Origin of the sequence: Paenibacillus sp. FSL W8-0194 (genome assembly GCF_037969745.1) — a bacterium.
Lineage (GTDB): Bacteria > Bacillota > Bacilli > Paenibacillales > Paenibacillaceae > Paenibacillus_AQ > Paenibacillus_AQ cookii.
Window position 1 is genome coordinate 5,034,484 of the sequence record NZ_CP150205.1, and the last position, 17,303, is coordinate 5,051,786.

The window sequence follows — 17,303 nt, forward strand, 5'->3', positions numbered from 1 at the left end:
CCGAGGTCCGCATCAGCGGAAAAAACTCTTCGAAGCCCGCTTGAAACGCGGGATTCGAAGAGTTTTTTAATGGCTTAAGGTACGCTCGATCCGTTGATCCGGCATGAACCAGACCACGGCAACAAGCACGAAAAAGATGCCGGACAACCATGGACTCACGTAAGCGGTCAAAACCCCGAACAAGTAGAGCAGCGGAGACAATTTCCCTTTCCAGTCTTTCCCCATCGTTACGACGAAGGAGGAGTCGCCGGCATGCTGCTTCATGATCGTGCGCTGAAGCAGCCAGTACGAGAACGCCGCCAGCATTAAAACCATGCCGTACAGTGCCGTAGGAGTGGCTGCAAAATGGCTTTCCCCCATCCAGGCCGTCGTGAACGGCACCAGGGACAACCAGAACAGAAGCAGCAGGTTCAGCCACATTAACCGGCCGTTCATCGTTCGAACCATGTGCAGCAAGTGATGGTGATTGTTCCAGTAAATGCCGACGTACACGAAGCTGAAAATGTAGCTAAGAACTTTCGGCCCAAGGCCGATCAACGCATGCCAGTCATGGCCTTCCGGCACTTTGAATTCCAGGACCATGATCGTAATGATAATCGCCAGCACGCCATCGCTGAACGCTTCCATGCGATTTGCTTTCAGAGTGGTTCCCCTTTTCCCGCTTCCCGCGCTCTATTCAATATTCGATATCAGTAAAATTGCATGATCCCCTTTATATTGTCAAGGCGAATTTTTTTAGCGAACGGCCAACAGCCCCTGCCCTCGGCGTGATTCGTTATTTTTTCTCCGTGGCAAAATATAATATCGCAGCGACCGGAAATGCCAGACCGAACCATAACGCAGCGCTCCATCCTCCCGTGGCGTATGCCCAGCCCCCGACCGCCGAGCCCGCGGCGCCGCCCAAAAAGAAAATAGCCATAAAAAGCCCGTTCAAACGGCTGCGTATTTCGGGGCTCAGCGAGAAAAGCGCGCGTTGTCCAAGCACAAGATTCGCGGATACTCCCGCATCCAACAATATGGCTGCAGCGACGAGAACCGCGACGCCGACCGGCGAACCGGTCCGGACGACCAGCGGCAGCAACACCGACAGGACAACCGTAACGAGCGCGATTCCTGTGCCGGGCCTGGTCCAGCCGCGGTCTGCCAGCCGTCCGGCCACAGGCGCGGCAACCGCGCCCGCGATGCCCGCAAGCGCGAACAACGCGATGGCTTTCTGGGAAAAATGAAACATCGGGCCGGCCAACAGGAACGGAACCGTCGTCCAAAACAGGCTGAACGTCGCAAACACGCATGCATGATACGCGGCCCGGCGGCGCAAAAGCGGGGTGGTTCTCAGCAATCGCCACATCGATCCGAGCAGCGCGGCGTAGGAAGCGTTCGAGGAAGGCCGTCTCGCAGGCAGCACCTTCGACAATACGATCGCCAAAACCAAAACGGCTGCGCCGGACAAAACAAATACGGCATGCCAGCCAAAAAGATCGGCGACCAGGATCGACAGCGGGCGCGAAAGCATGATGCCGAGCAGCAAGCCGCTCATCACATTGCCGACCACGCGGCCGCGCGAAGATTCGGATGCAAGGTACGACGCAAAGGGCACCAGCACTTGCGCAGCGACCGAACCTAGTCCGATGACAAAGGACGCGGCCAAAAACAGCGGGACCTGTTTGGCAGCCGCAGCGGCGGCAAGGGCCAGCGCGGTCAGAAGCAGCGAGGCGGCGACGAGCCTGCGATTTTCAATGATATCTCCCATCGGCACGACAAACAACAAGCCGGCTACGTATCCGACCTGCGTCAACGTCACGATCAACCCGGAACTGTTTGCGGACAACCCGATCGAAGAACTGATGGTCCCGACCAATGGCTGCGCGTAATAAAGGTTGGCTACGATGATGCCGCATGCGGCGGCCAGAAGCATGGTCAGCCAAGCCGGGAGGTTTTTCCCGTTGGTTTGTGTTTTTGAATCCGTCATGTTGAGCAGCTCCTTATTCTTATTATAGAAATTTCTTGTTTTTCCCCGATCCATCCCTTTATCGCTTCACGGCAACTCCGATTCCATTCGGTTTTCTCCTCAGCATGAGCTCCTCCTCTTTTAAATACTAAACGTATAGTTTATAAATTCGATACCAAAATAATATACTGAACGTACAGTTTTGTAAATAGGCGATGACGGTTTTATCTTCGAACCATTATTGGTATACTGAACGTATAGTTTATTTTTTTCGGTAAAAAGCGATGTATGGACGAAAGAGGATGATGACGATGAGTGGAAAAAGAGGCCGCCCGCGTAACGTAGAAGCGCAGAAGTCGATCCTTTCCGCATCTTACGAGTTATTGCTGGATCACGGCTTTCAAGCCGTTACCGTTGATAAAATCGCCGACCGCGCCCAAGTCAGCAAAGCCACGATTTATAAGTGGTGGCCCAACAAGGCTGCGGTTGTCATGGACGGTTTCCTGCATGCGGCCACCGCCAGATTGCCTGTGCCTGATACCGGTACGACATTCGATGATATTCTCCTTCACGCCACGAATTTAGCCATGTTTTTGATAAGCCGCGAGGGTACCGTCATTACGGAGTTATTAGGCGAAGGGCAATTCGATGCGGGGTTGGCGGAGGCCTATCGGGCCCGGTTTTTCCGCCCCCGCCGGCTTGAGGCCAGAGGTCTTTTGGAGAAAGGGATTCAACGCGGGGAATTGAAAAACGATATCGACGTCGGCGTATGCATCGATCTCATTTACGGTCCGATTTTCTATCGTTTGCTCGTGACGGGCGATCCGCTGGACGAATCCTACGTGAAGCAATTAGTGACAAGCGCATTTGAAGGCATCCGTTCCGCCTGAACCAAGGTTGGATCGGCCCATGGAGCCATAAAGGCTTGGCATCCGGATACAACGGACCATGCCGGAAATCAAAAACGGGACCGCCCCCCGAATGAAACGTTGGGGAACGGTCCCTTATTCATGCCTCCCGTTAATTTAGGCCGACACGGAAGACTGCTGTTGGTCGAGGACGCTTTTATGCGATTTCATCAGGAAGTAAACCAGCGTCAGAGCCAGGAAGACGATACCTACCGCGCCAAGCACGGCCGTTTGCTGCCACATGGCCGCGAAATCGCCGGTGGACACGACCGCTTTGAAGCCGATCACGCTGTACGTCATTGGCAGGAGCGGATTGAGGGCTTTCATCCAGTCCGGAATGAGCTCCAGCGGGAACGTGCCTGCGCTCGTCGTCAGTTGGAAAATCAGCAAAACGATGACGACAAAGCGCCCGGGCTGATCCAACCAGGTGACGATGGCCTGAATCATGAACATAAAGGACAAACTCGTAATAAACGTAAACAAGTAGAACAGAGGCACGTTTTGCACATCGAGCTTCAAACCGTAAAGAATGATGATGGCCGACAGCAACGATTGCAGCACGCTCATCATGACAAACGACAACGTCCGGCTGATGAACCGGTTGAACCCGGATGCCCCGAGCACGGAACTGTCCCGCATCGGAATGACGATGGTCGAGATCAAAGCGCCCACGAACAGTCCCAGGGACAGGAAATACGGCGCGAAGCCCGTTCCGTAGTTAGGAACTTTGGAGAACTTCTTCTCCTCAATTTTCACCGGTTCGGCGAACATTTTAAAGTTCTCGTCCCCCGCTTTCACTTCCCCGCTTTTTTCGGCGGCTTCGTTCAGCTTGGACGCAAGCTCCCCGGAGCCGTCCTGCAGCTTGCCGAGTCCTTCCGTCAGTTGTCCGGCGCCGTCGTCCAGCTGCTTGGAGCCGTCCGCAATCGCCGCTACGCCGCTGCCCAATTGGCTCATGCCGCCTTTCAGCTTGCCGGAGCCTTCGGCGATTTGCGCGGCGCCGCTCGCCAGCTGCTTGCCGCCTCCCGCCGCTTCGCCAAGCTTCGTGCCGAACTGCTTCATGCCGGATTCCAGCTTGGATTGCCCGGCTTCAAGCCGCGTCGCTCCTTGAAGAAGCTCCTTTTGCCCTTGATGCAGCTGCTCCATCCCGGCCGTCAGCTGCTTCGCGCCTTTGCCGAGCTCATCCGCGCCTCCCGAAACCTGCCGCAGCCCGTCATGCAGGCCCGCGGCTCCGCTTGCGAGCTGCCGCTGCGATTGATGCAGCTGGAAGGTCCCCTCGCTAAGCTGTTGTTGCCCTTGATGCAGCTCCTCGGTGCCTTTGGCTACCGATTGGCTCGCTGCAACAAGCTTCTGGAAAGCCGGGTTTTGCGCCAGCTCGGGGTTCTGCTGAGCCAGCTGCTGGAGGCCCTGCGCCACGCTTTGGGCGCCTGCGGCGACCTTGGCTCCCCCGGCTTCGGCCGTTTTCATGCTTTCCGCCAGCTTTGCGCTGCCGGCCTCCGATTGCTTCAAGCCGTCCTGCAGCTTGCCGCTGCCTTCCAGCGTGGCCGCCAATCCTGCTTGCAGTTTGCCGCTGCCTTCCACGGCGCTTTGAAGCCCGCTTTGCAGCTTCGCGCTGCCGGCCGCCGAAGCCTGCAGCCCTTCTTTTAATTGGACCGTGCCCTGATGCGATGCACTCACGCCGTTTTCCAGCTGCTTATGCGCCGAGGCGAGTTGTCCAAGACCGCCTGCAAGCTGCTGCGAGCCTTCTTTCAATCTCAACGCGCCTTTCTGCAAATCGGCCGCACCGCCTGCAAGCGGCTGGACTCCCTGCTGAAGTTTGACGGTGCCCGCTACCATTTTGCTTAAGTTCTCTTTCAGCTTGGCAGCCCCTTCATTCAGCTTAACCGTGCCGTCGGACAGCTCCGAGGCGCCTTTTCCGGCTTCCCCGAGTCCGTCCGCTACCTTGGTGATTTGTTCAAACAGGCTTTTGGAATAAGCCTCCGTCACTTTTTCGGATACTTTGGCCCGGATTTCCTTGACGGCCGTCCCGCCGATTTGGGAAGCCAGGAAGTTATAACCCTCGTTTGGCTCGAAAATAATCTCCGAAGGTTGCGGATGTTCATCCAGCACCGTCGCGGCTTTGGAGGAGAAGTCCTCAGGGATGACGATCGTCATATAATAGCGGTTCTCCTCCATCCCCTTCTCGGCCTCGTCGCGGCTGACGAACTTCCAGGCGAAGTCCGCTCCTTTTTTCAACTCCTCAACGAGATCATTGCCGATCTGCAATTCCTCGTCCCCGTACTTCGCCCCGGTATCGTTATTGACGACCGCTACGGGCAGCTGGTCCATTTTGCCGTAGGGGTCCCAAAAGGCACCCAGGAACAGTCCGGCATACATGACCGGAATGCAAATGACCGCGATCATGGAAATGAGCAGTTTACGGTTGCGGGCCGTCGCAGCCATATCCTTTAAGAATACCGATAATGACCTCATCATAGTTCTCTCCTTAAATCCGTTTTGAAGTGATGAAACCAATTGACCGTTTTAATCATTTGGTCAATTTTTGACCGATAAAAACTTCCTCTTCGTCGCCGTCCGTCCGGACGCTTACGGGGAAGCACTTTTCATCAGGTATGCTGATATGGCCTGCATTCGGGATTCGCGAGACCGTCCGCCAAAAATAAACGGATATAATGGTGGATTTCTTCTTTGCCGAGCGGCTCCCGAACATGCTTGTAATCGGAAGTCAGCGCAATGTACAGCTTGAACATGACAAAAGCGGCCACCTGAGGATCGCATGTGCCGATCTCCTCATGATCCAGCGCATAGGCGATCTCTTTCTCCAAATACTCCAAGATGACCCGCTCCAGCCTGGCAAGGCCGTCTCTGGCTTTGAGCGTTCCGACGTCCCGCACCTCTTGGGAAAGCTTGATGAACAGCTCATGTTCGCCGCGAAACTCCAGCAAAGCATCCAGGACGCTGAACAGATTCTCGAAAAAGGTTTTCTCCCTGTCCACCTTGCTCTCGGCCAACCGTTTCATCTCCAATATGGCCGTATTCAAAATCTCGTCAAACAGCTCTTCCTTGTTCGAGAAAAACGTATAAATCGTCCCTTTGCCGACATTCGCTATTTTGGCCACTTGATCCATCGTCGTGGCTTTGTACCCAAAAAGCGTAAAAGATTGCGCCGCCGCACGAAGGATTTGCTTTCGGCGATCTACGGCAGACATACCCTCGCCCCCTTTCCGTGGGGAATGGTCGTTCATGAGTTATGACTGATTTTCCATTTCGGTCAATTGGTCAATTCATACTTTAGCACGCCGATCGCTTTTTGGCAACCCTTGCCATCCTCTTTTTTTGATTTTTTCTGCAATTTTCGGCGATGGTTTTCATGCTCCGGCGATTCTCTTGCTCTTTTATGGATTTTTGATATGGCCTCCTGTAAGATAGAGGAAGGAAAAGTGGGTGAATACATGCGAAAAAAGAGAGTGCTGCTGCTGTCCGAAGGTTTCGGCACCGGGCATACGCAAGCAGCCTACGCGCTGGCGGCCGGGATGAAAAGGCTCGACCCCCATTTGCAATGCCGCGTTATTGAGCTCGGCAATTTTTTGAATCCGAAGATGGGCCCCTTCATCCTTTCGGCCTACCGCAAAACGGTCAGCAGCAGCCCAAGGCTGGTCGGAATGCTCTATCGCAAGCAATACGACAAATCGCTGAACCGGCTGACCAAACTTGCGCTGCACCGGATTTTTTACACGCAGGCGGCCCGGGTGATGAAGCAGCTCAGGCCGGATTTGATCGTTTGCACGCATCCCTTTCCCAACGCGGTGATCTCCCGCCTGAAACGGAAAGGAATCCAGGCGCCGCTGATCACGCTCATTACGGATTACGACGTCCATGCCACCTGGGTCAACAAAGAGGTGAACCAATACCTCGTCTCGACGCCCCAGGTGCGGAATCTGCTGCTGCGGCGAAACGTGCCGGCCGAGTCGGTCCAGGTTACCGGCATCCCCGTCCATCCGAATTTTTGGGAACGAGGGGACAAGGAGCAGCTGCAGAAAGAACTGGGACTGAAGCCGATGCCGACGGTGCTGATCATGAGCGGGGGCTGGGGCGTTTCTTTTAATAAAGAAATGATACGTCTGCTCTTGTCCTGGGCGGATGACATTCAGTTGATATTTTGCATGGGAAGCAACGAAAAGCAGCTGCAGAAGATGAAAAGCACCCCCGAGCTCGACCACCCGAATATCCGCCTTCTCGGGTATACGAAGGATATCGACAGGTGGATGGATGTCTCCGATCTGCTGATTACGAAACCCGGAGGCATGACATGCACGGAAGGGCTCGCCAAAGGCATTCCGATGCTGTTTTACGAGGCGATTCCCGGGCAGGAGGAAGAAAACGGCCAATATTTCGTGGAGCTGGGCAGCGCGGAGATGATCTCTCCCATGGTGCTTCGCCGCTGGCACCACCGCCTCCTGCATGAATACGGCCAGGTGGAAAACGACAGGCTGAAGGCGCTGACGGCCACAGGCCCCGGAAAAAAACCTTGTTATTGCGCGCAGCAGGTTCTGGAATGGCTCCATCGACATACGCTGTCTTAAAGCAAGGGACTCTTCAACCAGGTTACATAGGATCCAGCCTAAATGCGGACGCAAAAACAGCTCCCTCCAACAATATGGAGGAAGCTGTTTTTTTGCGGCGATGAACGGGGAGTAAGTCCCCTTCTACAAGAAGCGCCTCCGGATGCGGCAATTATTTCCGGATGACGCCGATCCGCCCTTTGCTTTTCGCCGAATCCCCGTTCCCGGCCAAATAATCTGCATATAAAGACTGCAGCCGGATAGCCCAGCGGGTTTCCCCGTTCATGGCGCGCTGCAGCATCCATTGCAGCTGCGGATCCCGCGTGCAGTGCAGCAGTCCCTCGTACAGCTCGGCGGCATCAAGCGCATCGCCAATCAACAAGCGAAGCCCGTCCGGATATTCCTTGGGAGGCTCAACCTTGCTGAACACCGGATAACAGGCGGTCAAACGGTAATACCATCGCGTCCAGACCGCAAGGCGCTCCTTCTGCTTCATTTCCACGTTCCTGCTGAAGTACGCCCGATGCTCCGGCGGCGCAAGCTGAAGCAATCGCTGCGCGTAAATCATCGAACGATACTCCGCCTGAATCATGTATTGAAGGTCGTGAACGGCGATGGGGCTGCATCCGGTCATCCGGTCCATCATCGGGAGACTCCCGCCTTTCCTGTAGGCTTATTCCCGACCAGTATATGCCCGGGAAGCGGCGTGGTGTTTGTCTAAAGACATGACGCTGCTTGGGGAGGCGAAGTTCTAGATTTCGAAGCTTTCGCCGGATTTCAGCGGGTGACCCTGGATGCCTTTTTGGGCCAGCCGTTCGCAGAACGCGGAAGCGTCCTGCCGGATGCCTTCGAACGTATCGTAGTGTACCGGAAGCACGTGGGACGCCCGCAGCCATTCCGCCGCCACGAGCGCGTCCTCCGGCCCCATGGTCAGCGAATCGCCGATCGGGAGCGCCGCCGCATCGATCCGGTTCATTTCCCCGATCAGGCGCATATCGCCAAACAGTCCGGTATCGCCTGCATGGAAAAAGGTTTTGTCGCCGATCGTCAGCAAAATGCCGCCGGGTTCGCCGGTATAAATCACGGTATCCCCCACCGTAAGCGAAGAACTGTGAAACGCGAGCGTATATTTTACCTTAAAGCCGTCAAACGTCTGACTGCCGCCGATGTTCATACCGTACGCTTCAACCCCTTGGCTTTTGCAATATTCCGCCAATTCGTAAACGGCAACGATCGGGCACTCATTCGCTTTTGCGATGTCGATGCAATCGCCAAAATGATCTCCATGGCCGTGCGTCAACAGCACCGCGTCCACGCGGATATCCCGGGGAGAAACGGTCGCGGCAGGATTCCCCGTCAGGAACGGATCGATGATGATTTTTTTCCCTTCCGCCTCCACCAACACACATGAATGACCGTAATACGTAATTTTCATAAACGTCGGCACCTCCTACAATTAATCGCCAAAACATGATATTCCGGATTGAACGGCAAAGCCTGTACAACCCATCTCTATCATATCGAATTGGGATTTATTTGTAAAAAGTATGATTGCCGATCCGCTTTTCGTACGTGCGGGTATGATGAATGGTCAGGTCCTGCGCCAGCTTCAGGGACAGGAAGAAATACGTGTCATCCGTCACGGCTTTTTTGCCGTTCAGCGCCTCGTTCACCGCGCGAATGCAATCCCGGTTCGGCTTCACGCGGTCAAAGCGTCCGTTCGCCACGGGACTGAACTGATGTTTTTGATAGATGACCTTTTTAATCGTATTGGGAAAATTGGCTGACCGTAGCCGGTTCAAGACAACGTTCGCGACTGCGATTTTGCCTTGGTACGGTTCGCCTTCTGCTTCTGCCATGACGATTTTTTGCAGCAGGAGCACATCTTCAGCGGTCACGTTGTACTGCCAGGTGGCTTTCGCCCGTTCCGACGGACTCAGCAGTTTGGTCCGGCTGAAGAATAATGTTTTTGGGGGAGTCAGCTGAAGATTTTGCTTTTGCCGATGGGAAGCCTCCGCCTGAACGACCTTCGGTTTCGCTTGGGCTTGCTCGCGTGCCAACACCGTTTTGGACTTCGGCGACGTCGAAGGAAGCTGCTCAACAAAAGCAATTTTCGTTTTATTATTCCATGTTTTGAAATTATTTACATTTTGCAATTGAATAGGCAACTCAAAACGCGTCTGTTGCGACGTGCTCCGTTTGCCCTGGACCTGTATATGTTCCTTGTTCACCGCGCTCGCGTTTTCGTTCATGCTCAAAGAAACCGCACCGATCCGGTCCAGCGTCATATTGCCTTTATGCTGCAGTTTTTTCGCTTGCTCGTCTTGCAGAAGCAAACAAATCGCAGAGAAACACACCAGAAGAACTCCGATCAGCAAAGCCATCCAGCGGTTTTGTCTTAAAGTGTACATGTTTTTCCTCCCACTACTCCCGGCACATTCCCTTTTCACACCGAATTTTGCAAATGACGATCATCTTGCATCATTCTCATGTAACCGAAAATAGAGGTTTTGAAAACCTGTTAATATTTTCAGTGATTTGCTGCATCCGCGAATACGAGAAAACGGAAAATACGTTTGTTACATCTTTACAACACCAAACAGCTTCGTGACGGCACAATTTTACGGTTCACAGATACGGCTAAAGGGAACAAGCTATTGTTTTATGTGCAGGAATGTTTTGAATGATCGGATCTTGCCGGACATCCTCGCCCGGATGCCCGCAAAATCCATGTATGCTAAAAACGCTCGAAAATATCAATCTACGAATATTCCATACGGAAGGATTCTAGTATCTCATACATTGGCTTTTCGTGCAAATGTGTGGAAAAAAGTACAAATTCATCGGCGATCCATGTTGCCATGTCGTCCCCTTGTTCCGAAGCCGCTGTTTGCTGAAGCAGAGGGGGCATCGAAGCCAGCTGAAATCCCTGATTTCCCGCGTATTTTCGGGCGATCGTGATGTGCGGGCGATAAGGTCTGGACTCTTTGGCGAACCCTAAGGTTTCCATGGCGTCCGTCACCTTTTCCTGCAGTTCGGCGAGGCCGTTTTTGTAGTCAATTACTCCAGCCCAAAGCACTCTCGGGGATGCCTCTGCGCCAAACACCCCCGCCTTTCCAAAACCAAGCTCAAATGGGCGAAATTGGCTGGCGATGGACTTTAATTTTTCCGCGATGGCCGGCACGCGCTCCGGTTCGACGTCCCCTAAAAATTGCACCGTAATATGATAATCTTCCCTGTGCGTCCATTTTTTGAAAGGATACAGATGTTGATGGGCTTCCCGCCAACGTTCCAGCACCGATTTCAATTCATCCGGCAATCTGACCGCGATAAACAGCCGCAGCGGCCGCTCCTTATTTTCCTTGTCCAAGTAAAATCTGCTCCTTTCACAAATTTTTGCTACTATATAATACCGTCCATTTTATCATATCCAAAATCGCCTGTTTCCACCAAAACAAAAAGGATGTTCCGAAAGCTCCAAGAGCCTTCAAAACATCCTTGCCCCTATTCAGCGTTACCCAAATTGCGCCCGGTGCAATCTTGCGTATACGCCCCCGCTTCTCAGCAGATCCTCATGCCGCCCGTGTTCGGCGATGCCTTCCTCCGTGACGACGATGATCCGGTCCGCGTTCCGGATGGTGGCCAGCCGGTGCGCAATGACCAGCGTGGTCCGGTTCACCGCCAAAGCTTCCAGCGCCTCCTGGATGATCGCTTCCGTTTCGGTGTCGAGGGCCGACGTCGCTTCGTCCAAAATGAGGATCGGAGGATTTTTCAAAAACATCCTTGCGATCGCCAGCCGCTGGCGCTGCCCGCCCGACAGCTTGAGCCCCCGCTCGCCGATGACCGTATCCAGCCCGTCCGGCAGGGAAGCAACCAGCGACTCCAGATGGGCTTTGCGCACCGCATCCATCAGCTCGTCTTCGGAGGCGTTCAAATTGCCGTAAAGGATATTTTCCCGGATCGTCCCGCTGAACAAAAACACGTCCTGCTGCACCATGCCGATTTGCGAGCGGAGCGATTGCTGGGTCATTTCGCGGATATCGATGCCGTCAATCGTGATGCTTCCCTCCTCCACCTCGTAAAACCGCGGGATCAAGCTGCACAGCGTCGACTTGCCGGCACCCGAAGGCCCGACGAGCGCTACCGTCTCCCCGGCTTTGATGCTCAGGTCGATCCCTTCCAAAATCCGCCGCTGCTTCTCATAGCCGAAGGAAACGTTCCGGAACTCGATGTTCCCGCCCAGCTGCCGCACCTTTATCGCATCCGGCTGATCCTGGATGTCCGGCTCGGTGTCCATCAGCTGGCAGAAGCGCTTGAAACCCGCCATTCCTTTCGGATAGATCTCCATCAAGGCGTTGATTTTGTCGATCGGCTTCAGGAAAATGTTGACGTACAGCAAAAATGCCACCAATTCGCCGTAGCTCAGCTTGTTTTGGTATGCAAACCAGGCCCCGCAGACGAGCACGATCAGCGAAATCAGCCGCGTCAGCATATACATGCCCGAGACGCTGAACGACATGGCCAGGTACGACCGAAGCTTGGCGAGGCGGAATGCGGCGTTGCTTTCGCGGAAACGCGCGATTTCGTATTCCTCGTTGCCGAACGATTTGACGACCCGGATGCCGGACACGCTGTCTTCCACGCCGGCGTTCAGCTCCGCGATGTTGCGGAACATTTCCGAGGAAGCATGGTTCAGCTTCTGGTTAAAATAAACGATCATCCATACAATGACCGGCATGACGATAAACGTGATCAGGGCAAGCTGCCAGTTCACCGACCACATGATCGCAAACGCCCCGAAAAAGGTCATGACGGCGATAAACATGTCCTCCGGCCCATGGTGGGCCATTTCCCCGATATCAAACAAGTCGTTGGTCATGCGCGACATGAGATGCCCCGTTTTCGTATTGTCAAAAAACTTGAAGGACAGCTTCTGCACGTGATTAAACGCCTGCTGGCGCATGTCCGACTCGATGTTGATCCCCAGCTTATGCCCCCAATAGCTGACGATAAACTGCAGCCCCATGCTGATCAAATATAAAGCGAGCAAGCCGCATCCGGCGGCGACGATCGTCCCCCACGCCCCGTCCGGCAGCAGCCGGTCCACGACCCACTGGACGGCGACCGGAAACCCGAGCTCCAGCAAGCCCGCCACCACCGCGCAGCCGAAATCGACCATAAACAGCCGTTTATGCGGGCGGTAATACGACATAAACCTTCGAATCAGGCCGGGCTGAGCGCCCGAAGCCTTACCTGCTGCATTTTGCATCATAACCGTATTCGTGCCTCCAAATTCTGTATGAAATACTCTAATTATAGCGTATTCCTCGCACATGGGACCAGAAAAACTGGATGTTGGTTCGCCGCCGCTCCAACGGCGATTCGTCCAAACGCCTTTTCACTTCCCGCCGGAATCTGGTATCCTAAAAACAATTCTGCTTAGGCAAATAACGATCGACGGAGGAGCCGAACCATGAAATCTATCGTATGTCTTCATTCCTTAACGCCGGAACAAGTCGGACAAATCAAGCAGGCCGCCCCAGGCTACGATTTGATCGTAAAAAATAAAAAGGAACTCAGCGCGGAACAGGTTCAAAACGCGGAGGTCATTCTCGGCTGGTCAAAAACGATCGTCGAAGACGCCCTGCTCGCAACCAGCAAGCTGAAATGGGTGCAGACCTGGTCGGCGGGCGTGGATACGCTGCCTTTGGAACGCCTGCGGGACAAAGGGGTGCTGCTCACGAGCGCCAGCGGCGTGCACGCGATCCCGATCTCGGAAAGCATCATCGGCATGATGCTTTCGTTCTCGCGCCAGCTGCATATGGCGGTTCGCCATCAACTGAAAAAGGAGTGGAAATCCGACCTCTCCGTTCCCGGTCTCGCCACGTTGGGCGAAATCAGCGGCAAAACGCTGGTCATCGTCGGCGTCGGCGAAATCGGCCGCGAAACGGCCCGGCTCGCCAAAGCGTTCGGCATGCGGGTGATCGGCGTCAGACGGTCGGACCAGCCGGAACCGCATGTGGACCGGATGTATACGATGGACGGCCTGCATGAGGCGCTGGGACAAGGCGATTACATCGTGAACATCCTGCCGTTGACGGCCGAAACGCGCCGCATCTTTAATGCAGCGGCTTGGAACGCAGCCAAGGAGGGCGCTTATTTCTTCAATGTCGGCCGCGGACCTACGGTGGATACGGACGCGCTTATGGATGCCCTCAAAAGCGGCCGGCTGAGCGGCGCGGGCCTCGACGTGTTCGAAGCGGAGCCGCTTCCGGCGGACCATCCGCTCTGGGACATGGAGCAGGTCATCATCACCCCGCATGTCGCGGGCAGCAACGACCGTTATACCGAACGCGTCATCGCCATTTTTACGGAGAACCTCAAAGCCTATGCCCAAGGCCAAAAACCGCCTCGCAATCTGGTGGATTACGGGCGGATGTATTAAAATTCAGGCATATTTGAGAAAACGATAGGCTTTAACGAAAAATATCCCTTAACCGGGCACCGGAGCGCCATGCAGGCCTCCGATCCCCTGTAAGGGATATTCTCATTCGGCGCAAACGGGCGCCTTTTCCTCTCCATTTCCTTAAGACAAGCGTCTATTCGAAGGCCGCAGAGCCCACGAGAGCATATTTAGCGCAGCATAGGAAAGCGGGAGGATCAGATTAAACCCGTAATCGCCATAATCGTTAGCCAATGCATGGGAACATGCCGCGCCCGTCATTAAAAAGAAGATCCCGGCGTGAACCCATTCTTTAAGCCGAGGCAAACCCGGCACGACGAGAGCGACGGCCCCCAGCACCTTCCAAATCCCGAGAATGGTCAATACGTATAATGGATACCCCAGATTTTTCACCAAATCGATGTTTCCTCCAAATTGCATCAGCTGTCCGATCCCGCTTAACGCAATCGCAATGACGAGCAGTGATGTGACTGACCAATAAGCCACCCTTTTTCCAAGGGGCTGGGGATAGACTTTCATGCTTGTTTCCACACCGACCATCTTACTCATTTTTGACTCCTCCTCATCATTATAAAATCTTTTTTCGTTTCAAAAAAACGAGCCGCGAACGTCTCTATTTCCTAACGACCGGAATCCACATTTCTCCATATACCAAACCGTTTCGCTCACCCATCTCCACCGTTGCGTTTGGCCCGCCGACATAGGCAAAATCGGTGGCTTCCGGCAAAACTTGACCAAAGGCAATGCCGGAAAGCATGTTGCCCAGCTCATCGGCCGTTTTTCCTTCCCCTTTGACAACGAGGTATTCCCCTTTAGGGAACTCAATCACGCGGGTTGCTTCGGGTACCGAGGCCTCCGTCATGACGCCGGCGTAGTACATCATCTTGTTGTTTACCGCTTCGTTGACGGCAAAAATGCAGTCGTTTGCGGCTACGGATTTTAAAGCGTCAAGTCTTCCGTCTTGCATCACGGCTTTCCGAAAGTCGGCCTTCTCCTGGTTTATGCCGGCATAGTCCGTGTAATCGCTTCGAAGCTCCGTCCCAATGCCCAAAACGTTAAAGCTTTCTTTTTCCTCAAGGGTGTAATTTTTCATCTTCGATTCCTTCCTTCGCTTTAAATTTTCAATGATTCGTCTTTTCTCTTGATGGGTTTATCATAACTTCTAATCATGCCAAAAAATGATACTGTTTAAGGCCCGCAGAAAAATAAAGAGGAGGACCAACGCGGTCCCCCCTTTAAAGTACGACCCGGAACTTTCAATGCCCCGGTATTGGCCGGGGAGCCTCGGCGCAGGCCCCCCATCCCCATATATTATAATTTTTCGATTTCCCGCATGTTACTGGAGCGCTTCGCAAAGCCACACCTGCCGCACGAAGCTTCCTTTCCTCACTTGGCATTCATCGGCGATCCGATACCCCGCTTCTTGCACCCGAACCCGCACATCCTCTTCCGTCGTGACGATCACCGCACGGGGCGCCAGGCGGCGCAGGCTTGTCAGCATCCTCTGCTGCTCTTCTTCCGGAAGCACCGAGCACAGATTGTAGGGCATGTCCAACACCGCCGCATCGTAATGGCCTTCCAGGTCGTTCATATCCCCAAGCGTCACCAGCGTTTCGGGAAATCCGTAATGCTTGAGGTTCGTTCTGGCGCCGCGGATCGCAAGCGGATTGATGTCCCTTCCCCGGATATCCAGCCCCATGGATAATGCCTCGATCAGGACGTTTCCCATGCCGCAGCAGGGATCAAGCAGGCGCAAGCCTTCCGTCTCCGGAGCCGCGATGTTCACCAGCGCCCGGGCTACGGCCGCGGAAAGGCCGGTGGAATAATTCTGCGGCTTATGGATATGCGCGTGCCAAGCCCGCTTTGAGGCATGCCATACGCCAAGTACCCAAGTCCCGTTCACAGCCGTCAGCCCCAGCGTCACATCGGGATGCTTCATGTCCGCCTTGCCCTGAATCCGGCTGCCGACCAGCCGTTCGAAGCTTCTTTGTTCTGCATAATCAAACGGATCCCCGGCTTTGATGTACGTGACCTTAAACGTTTCTCCGCTTTCTACCCAACGCCTTGAGCCCGCGAGCTCGGCGATTTTTTCCGCAGAGTCCCCGCAAGCGGCGATATCCAGACGCAGGTTTAGAAACGGGCTGCGATCCGGGTCGATCCTCCGGCGGCTAAGCAAAAGCGACTCCGTCTTCCATTCCGTCCAGCCGCCGAACAGCGCCCGCAGCTCCATCGCGCAAAGCTCGGCTTCCGTTTCATGGCTGGCGTACGCGTATAGATAAAGCGAGCGGCCGGCGGCCAACGCTTGTTGGATCCGTTCACCGATCCGTTCATCGATTGGTTCATCCATTCGCCCAGCGATTTGTTCATGCATCGGCCGATGCATCCGACCACTTGCCTGTTCCTGTTTTTTATTCATTCATGTAACCCGTACCTTTCCCTGCATCTTTCGGCTTCTTACCCTTTCCAGCCGCCGGCGGCCAAAAGCCTGTAAGATTCCAGGCGGTGCCGGTAATCCTGGATGGGGCAAAAGATCAAAAACTCCCGGCATCCGGTCGATTCCGCCACCCGAACAAGCCGTTCCCGCACCTGCTCGGGCGTACCCGCTATCAATCGCCTTTGCGGATCGGAGTGCTCCTCCGGCTCCCCCTGCTCCGCGGCCCGCTCGGGTCCCGGCAGCTTTGCGTCCTCCAGCAGCTTCCGGGCTTTCGCCTCCGTCCGGGCGCAGATGACCCCGATCGACAGCATCGCACGGGGTTTGTCCAGCAATGCCGACGGCTTGAACTGTTCGCGGTACGTTTGCAGCACTTCGGCCCCGTCCCGCTCGCTCATAAACTGCCCGAAAACATACCCGGTCCCGTATTCGGCGGCAAAACCGGCGCTTTTGCTGTTCGTTCCAAGCATCCACACATCGGGCTGCACCGTCGGCAGCGGCCGCGCCTGGACCAGCCTGTCCTCATACATATAACGGTCTTCCAGCAGCTTGATCAATGCGCGCAGCTTTTTGGGCATATCCGCCACGTTTTGCAGGAAATTGCCGCTAAGCGCCATCGAAGCGTGGGCCGACCCGCCGGGCGCCCGCCCGATGCCGAGGTCGATCCGTCCCGGATACAGCGCCGCCAGAAGGCGGAAGCTTTCCGCGACCTTCAGGGGGCTGTAATGGGGCAGCAGCAGCGCGCCCGTGCCGAGGCGAATGCGTTTCGTTTTCGCCCCGATGTGAGCCAGCAGCACTTCCGGCGACGCGCAGGCCAAATCCTTCAGATCATGGTGTTCGGCCGCCCAATAACGTTCATAACCCCATTTTTCCGCGGATACGGCCAGCGCCGCCGCCTCTTGCAGGGCTTGTTCGTAAGAAGCGTCCCCGATTTTCGGAACCAAGTCCAGCACTCCCAAGCTTAACCCCGTAACCATCTGCGAAACTCTCCCCT

Annotated in this window: 16 protein-coding genes; 3 read left to right on the forward strand and 13 right to left on the reverse strand. The window is 54.8% G+C overall.

Annotation, left to right across the window (positions count from 1 at the left end):
* Positions 1-66: 66 nt before the first annotated feature.
* Positions 67-642 carry a TMEM175 family protein gene (locus MKY58_RS23100; RefSeq protein WP_339325234.1) on the reverse strand — a complete coding sequence of 192 codons (576 nt, stop codon included), beginning with the start codon at positions 640-642 and terminating at the stop codon, positions 67-69.
* Between the two features lie 133 nt (positions 643-775).
* Positions 776-1,969, reverse strand: a complete 1,194-nt coding sequence (locus tag MKY58_RS23105) for an MFS transporter (protein ID WP_339322283.1) — start codon at positions 1,967-1,969, stop codon at positions 776-778.
* 290 nt (positions 1,970-2,259) lie between these two features.
* Between MKY58_RS23105 and MKY58_RS23110 the strand changes: the two genes are divergently transcribed.
* On the forward strand, positions 2,260-2,838 hold the full coding sequence (locus MKY58_RS23110; protein WP_339322284.1) for a TetR/AcrR family transcriptional regulator: 579 nt from the start codon (positions 2,260-2,262) through the stop codon (positions 2,836-2,838).
* 135 nt (positions 2,839-2,973) lie between these two features.
* On the opposite strand, the gene MKY58_RS23115 is transcribed toward MKY58_RS23110, so the two are convergent.
* Together MKY58_RS23115 and MKY58_RS23120 are read right to left on the reverse strand one after the other, a co-directional pair.
* The gene (locus tag MKY58_RS23115) at positions 2,974-5,328 is read right to left on the reverse strand and encodes a YhgE/Pip domain-containing protein (RefSeq protein WP_339322285.1); all 2,355 of its coding nucleotides are present in this window, start codon (positions 5,326-5,328) and stop codon (positions 2,974-2,976) included.
* A 131-nt stretch (positions 5,329-5,459) separates the two neighbouring features.
* The gene (locus tag MKY58_RS23120; protein WP_036709052.1) at positions 5,460-6,062 is read right to left on the reverse strand and encodes a TetR/AcrR family transcriptional regulator; all 603 of its coding nucleotides are present in this window, start codon (positions 6,060-6,062) and stop codon (positions 5,460-5,462) included.
* A 243-nt stretch (positions 6,063-6,305) separates the two neighbouring features.
* Between MKY58_RS23120 and MKY58_RS23125 the strand changes: the two genes are divergently transcribed.
* The gene (locus tag MKY58_RS23125) at positions 6,306-7,436 is read left to right on the forward strand and encodes a glycosyltransferase (RefSeq protein ID WP_339322286.1); all 1,131 of its coding nucleotides are present in this window, start codon (positions 6,306-6,308) and stop codon (positions 7,434-7,436) included.
* A gap of 151 nt (positions 7,437-7,587) precedes the next feature.
* On the opposite strand, the gene MKY58_RS23130 is transcribed toward MKY58_RS23125, so the two are convergent.
* The 5 genes from MKY58_RS23130 to MKY58_RS23150 all read right to left on the reverse strand — a co-directional run bounded on the left by MKY58_RS23130 (position 7,588) and on the right by MKY58_RS23150 (position 12,642).
* Entirely contained in the window at positions 7,588-8,061 is a 474-nt protein-coding gene (locus MKY58_RS23130; RefSeq protein WP_339322287.1) for a hypothetical protein, read from the reverse strand.
* Between the two features lie 105 nt (positions 8,062-8,166).
* On the reverse strand, positions 8,167-8,850 hold the full coding sequence (locus tag MKY58_RS23135; protein WP_339322288.1) for a metal-dependent hydrolase: 684 nt from the start codon (positions 8,848-8,850) through the stop codon (positions 8,167-8,169).
* Between the two features lie 97 nt (positions 8,851-8,947).
* Complete coding sequence (locus MKY58_RS23140) at positions 8,948-9,826, reverse strand: cell wall hydrolase (RefSeq protein ID WP_339322289.1); 879 nt, start codon at positions 9,824-9,826, stop codon at positions 8,948-8,950.
* A gap of 350 nt (positions 9,827-10,176) precedes the next feature.
* Complete coding sequence (thpR, locus tag MKY58_RS23145) at positions 10,177-10,785, reverse strand: RNA 2',3'-cyclic phosphodiesterase (protein ID WP_212950210.1); 609 nt, start codon at positions 10,783-10,785, stop codon at positions 10,177-10,179.
* Positions 10,786-10,929: 144 nt separating this feature from the next.
* Positions 10,930-12,642 carry an ABC transporter ATP-binding protein gene (locus MKY58_RS23150; RefSeq protein WP_339325235.1) on the reverse strand — a complete coding sequence of 571 codons (1,713 nt, stop codon included), beginning with the start codon at positions 12,640-12,642 and terminating at the stop codon, positions 10,930-10,932.
* A gap of 246 nt (positions 12,643-12,888) precedes the next feature.
* Between MKY58_RS23150 and MKY58_RS23155 the strand changes: the two genes are divergently transcribed.
* Positions 12,889-13,860: a D-2-hydroxyacid dehydrogenase gene (locus MKY58_RS23155; protein WP_339322290.1), complete on the forward strand. Its 972-nt coding sequence runs from the start codon at positions 12,889-12,891 to the stop codon at positions 13,858-13,860.
* Positions 13,861-14,001: 141 nt separating this feature from the next.
* On the opposite strand, the gene MKY58_RS23160 is transcribed toward MKY58_RS23155, so the two are convergent.
* The 4 genes from MKY58_RS23160 to MKY58_RS23175 all read right to left on the reverse strand — a co-directional run bounded on the left by MKY58_RS23160 (position 14,002) and on the right by MKY58_RS23175 (position 17,286).
* Positions 14,002-14,427 (reverse strand): DoxX family protein, encoded by a 426-nt coding sequence (locus MKY58_RS23160; RefSeq protein WP_339322291.1) that lies wholly within the window; start codon positions 14,425-14,427, stop codon positions 14,002-14,004.
* A 64-nt stretch (positions 14,428-14,491) separates the two neighbouring features.
* The gene (locus MKY58_RS23165) at positions 14,492-14,971 is read right to left on the reverse strand and encodes a GyrI-like domain-containing protein (RefSeq protein ID WP_339322292.1); all 480 of its coding nucleotides are present in this window, start codon (positions 14,969-14,971) and stop codon (positions 14,492-14,494) included.
* Between the two features lie 243 nt (positions 14,972-15,214).
* Complete coding sequence (locus tag MKY58_RS23170; protein WP_339322293.1) at positions 15,215-16,249, reverse strand: methyltransferase domain-containing protein; 1,035 nt, start codon at positions 16,247-16,249, stop codon at positions 15,215-15,217.
* Between the two features lie 83 nt (positions 16,250-16,332).
* Positions 16,333-17,286 carry an MsnO8 family LLM class oxidoreductase gene (locus tag MKY58_RS23175; RefSeq protein WP_339322294.1) on the reverse strand — a complete coding sequence of 318 codons (954 nt, stop codon included), beginning with the start codon at positions 17,284-17,286 and terminating at the stop codon, positions 16,333-16,335.
* Positions 17,287-17,303 lie beyond the last annotated feature (17 nt).

What these genes read in the sequence shown, in the direction of transcription:
- MKY58_RS23105 (WP_339322283.1), bottom strand. Translation starts at nt 1,969, where the DNA reads ATGACGGATTCAAAAACACAAACCAACGGGAAAAACCTCCCGGCTTGG.
- MKY58_RS23110 (WP_339322284.1), top strand. Translation starts at nt 2,260, where the DNA reads ATGAGTGGAAAAAGAGGCCGCCCGCGTAACGTAGAAGCGCAGAAGTCG.
- MKY58_RS23115 (WP_339322285.1), bottom strand. Translation starts at nt 5,328, where the DNA reads ATGATGAGGTCATTATCGGTATTCTTAAAGGATATGGCTGCGACGGCC.
- MKY58_RS23120 (WP_036709052.1), bottom strand. Translation starts at nt 6,062, where the DNA reads ATGTCTGCCGTAGATCGCCGAAAGCAAATCCTTCGTGCGGCGGCGCAA.
- MKY58_RS23125 (WP_339322286.1), top strand. Translation starts at nt 6,306, where the DNA reads ATGCGAAAAAAGAGAGTGCTGCTGCTGTCCGAAGGTTTCGGCACCGGG.
- MKY58_RS23130 (WP_339322287.1), bottom strand. Translation starts at nt 8,061, where the DNA reads ATGATGGACCGGATGACCGGATGCAGCCCCATCGCCGTTCACGACCTT.
- MKY58_RS23135 (WP_339322288.1), bottom strand. Translation starts at nt 8,850, where the DNA reads ATGAAAATTACGTATTACGGTCATTCATGTGTGTTGGTGGAGGCGGAA.
- MKY58_RS23140 (WP_339322289.1), bottom strand. Translation starts at nt 9,826, where the DNA reads ATGTACACTTTAAGACAAAACCGCTGGATGGCTTTGCTGATCGGAGTT.
- MKY58_RS23155 (WP_339322290.1), top strand. Translation starts at nt 12,889, where the DNA reads ATGAAATCTATCGTATGTCTTCATTCCTTAACGCCGGAACAAGTCGGA.
- MKY58_RS23160 (WP_339322291.1), bottom strand. Translation starts at nt 14,427, where the DNA reads ATGAGTAAGATGGTCGGTGTGGAAACAAGCATGAAAGTCTATCCCCAG.
- MKY58_RS23165 (WP_339322292.1), bottom strand. Translation starts at nt 14,971, where the DNA reads ATGAAAAATTACACCCTTGAGGAAAAAGAAAGCTTTAACGTTTTGGGC.
- MKY58_RS23170 (WP_339322293.1), bottom strand. Translation starts at nt 16,249, where the DNA reads ATGCATGAACAAATCGCTGGGCGAATGGATGAACCAATCGATGAACGG.
- MKY58_RS23175 (WP_339322294.1), bottom strand. Translation starts at nt 17,286, where the DNA reads ATGGTTACGGGGTTAAGCTTGGGAGTGCTGGACTTGGTTCCGAAAATC.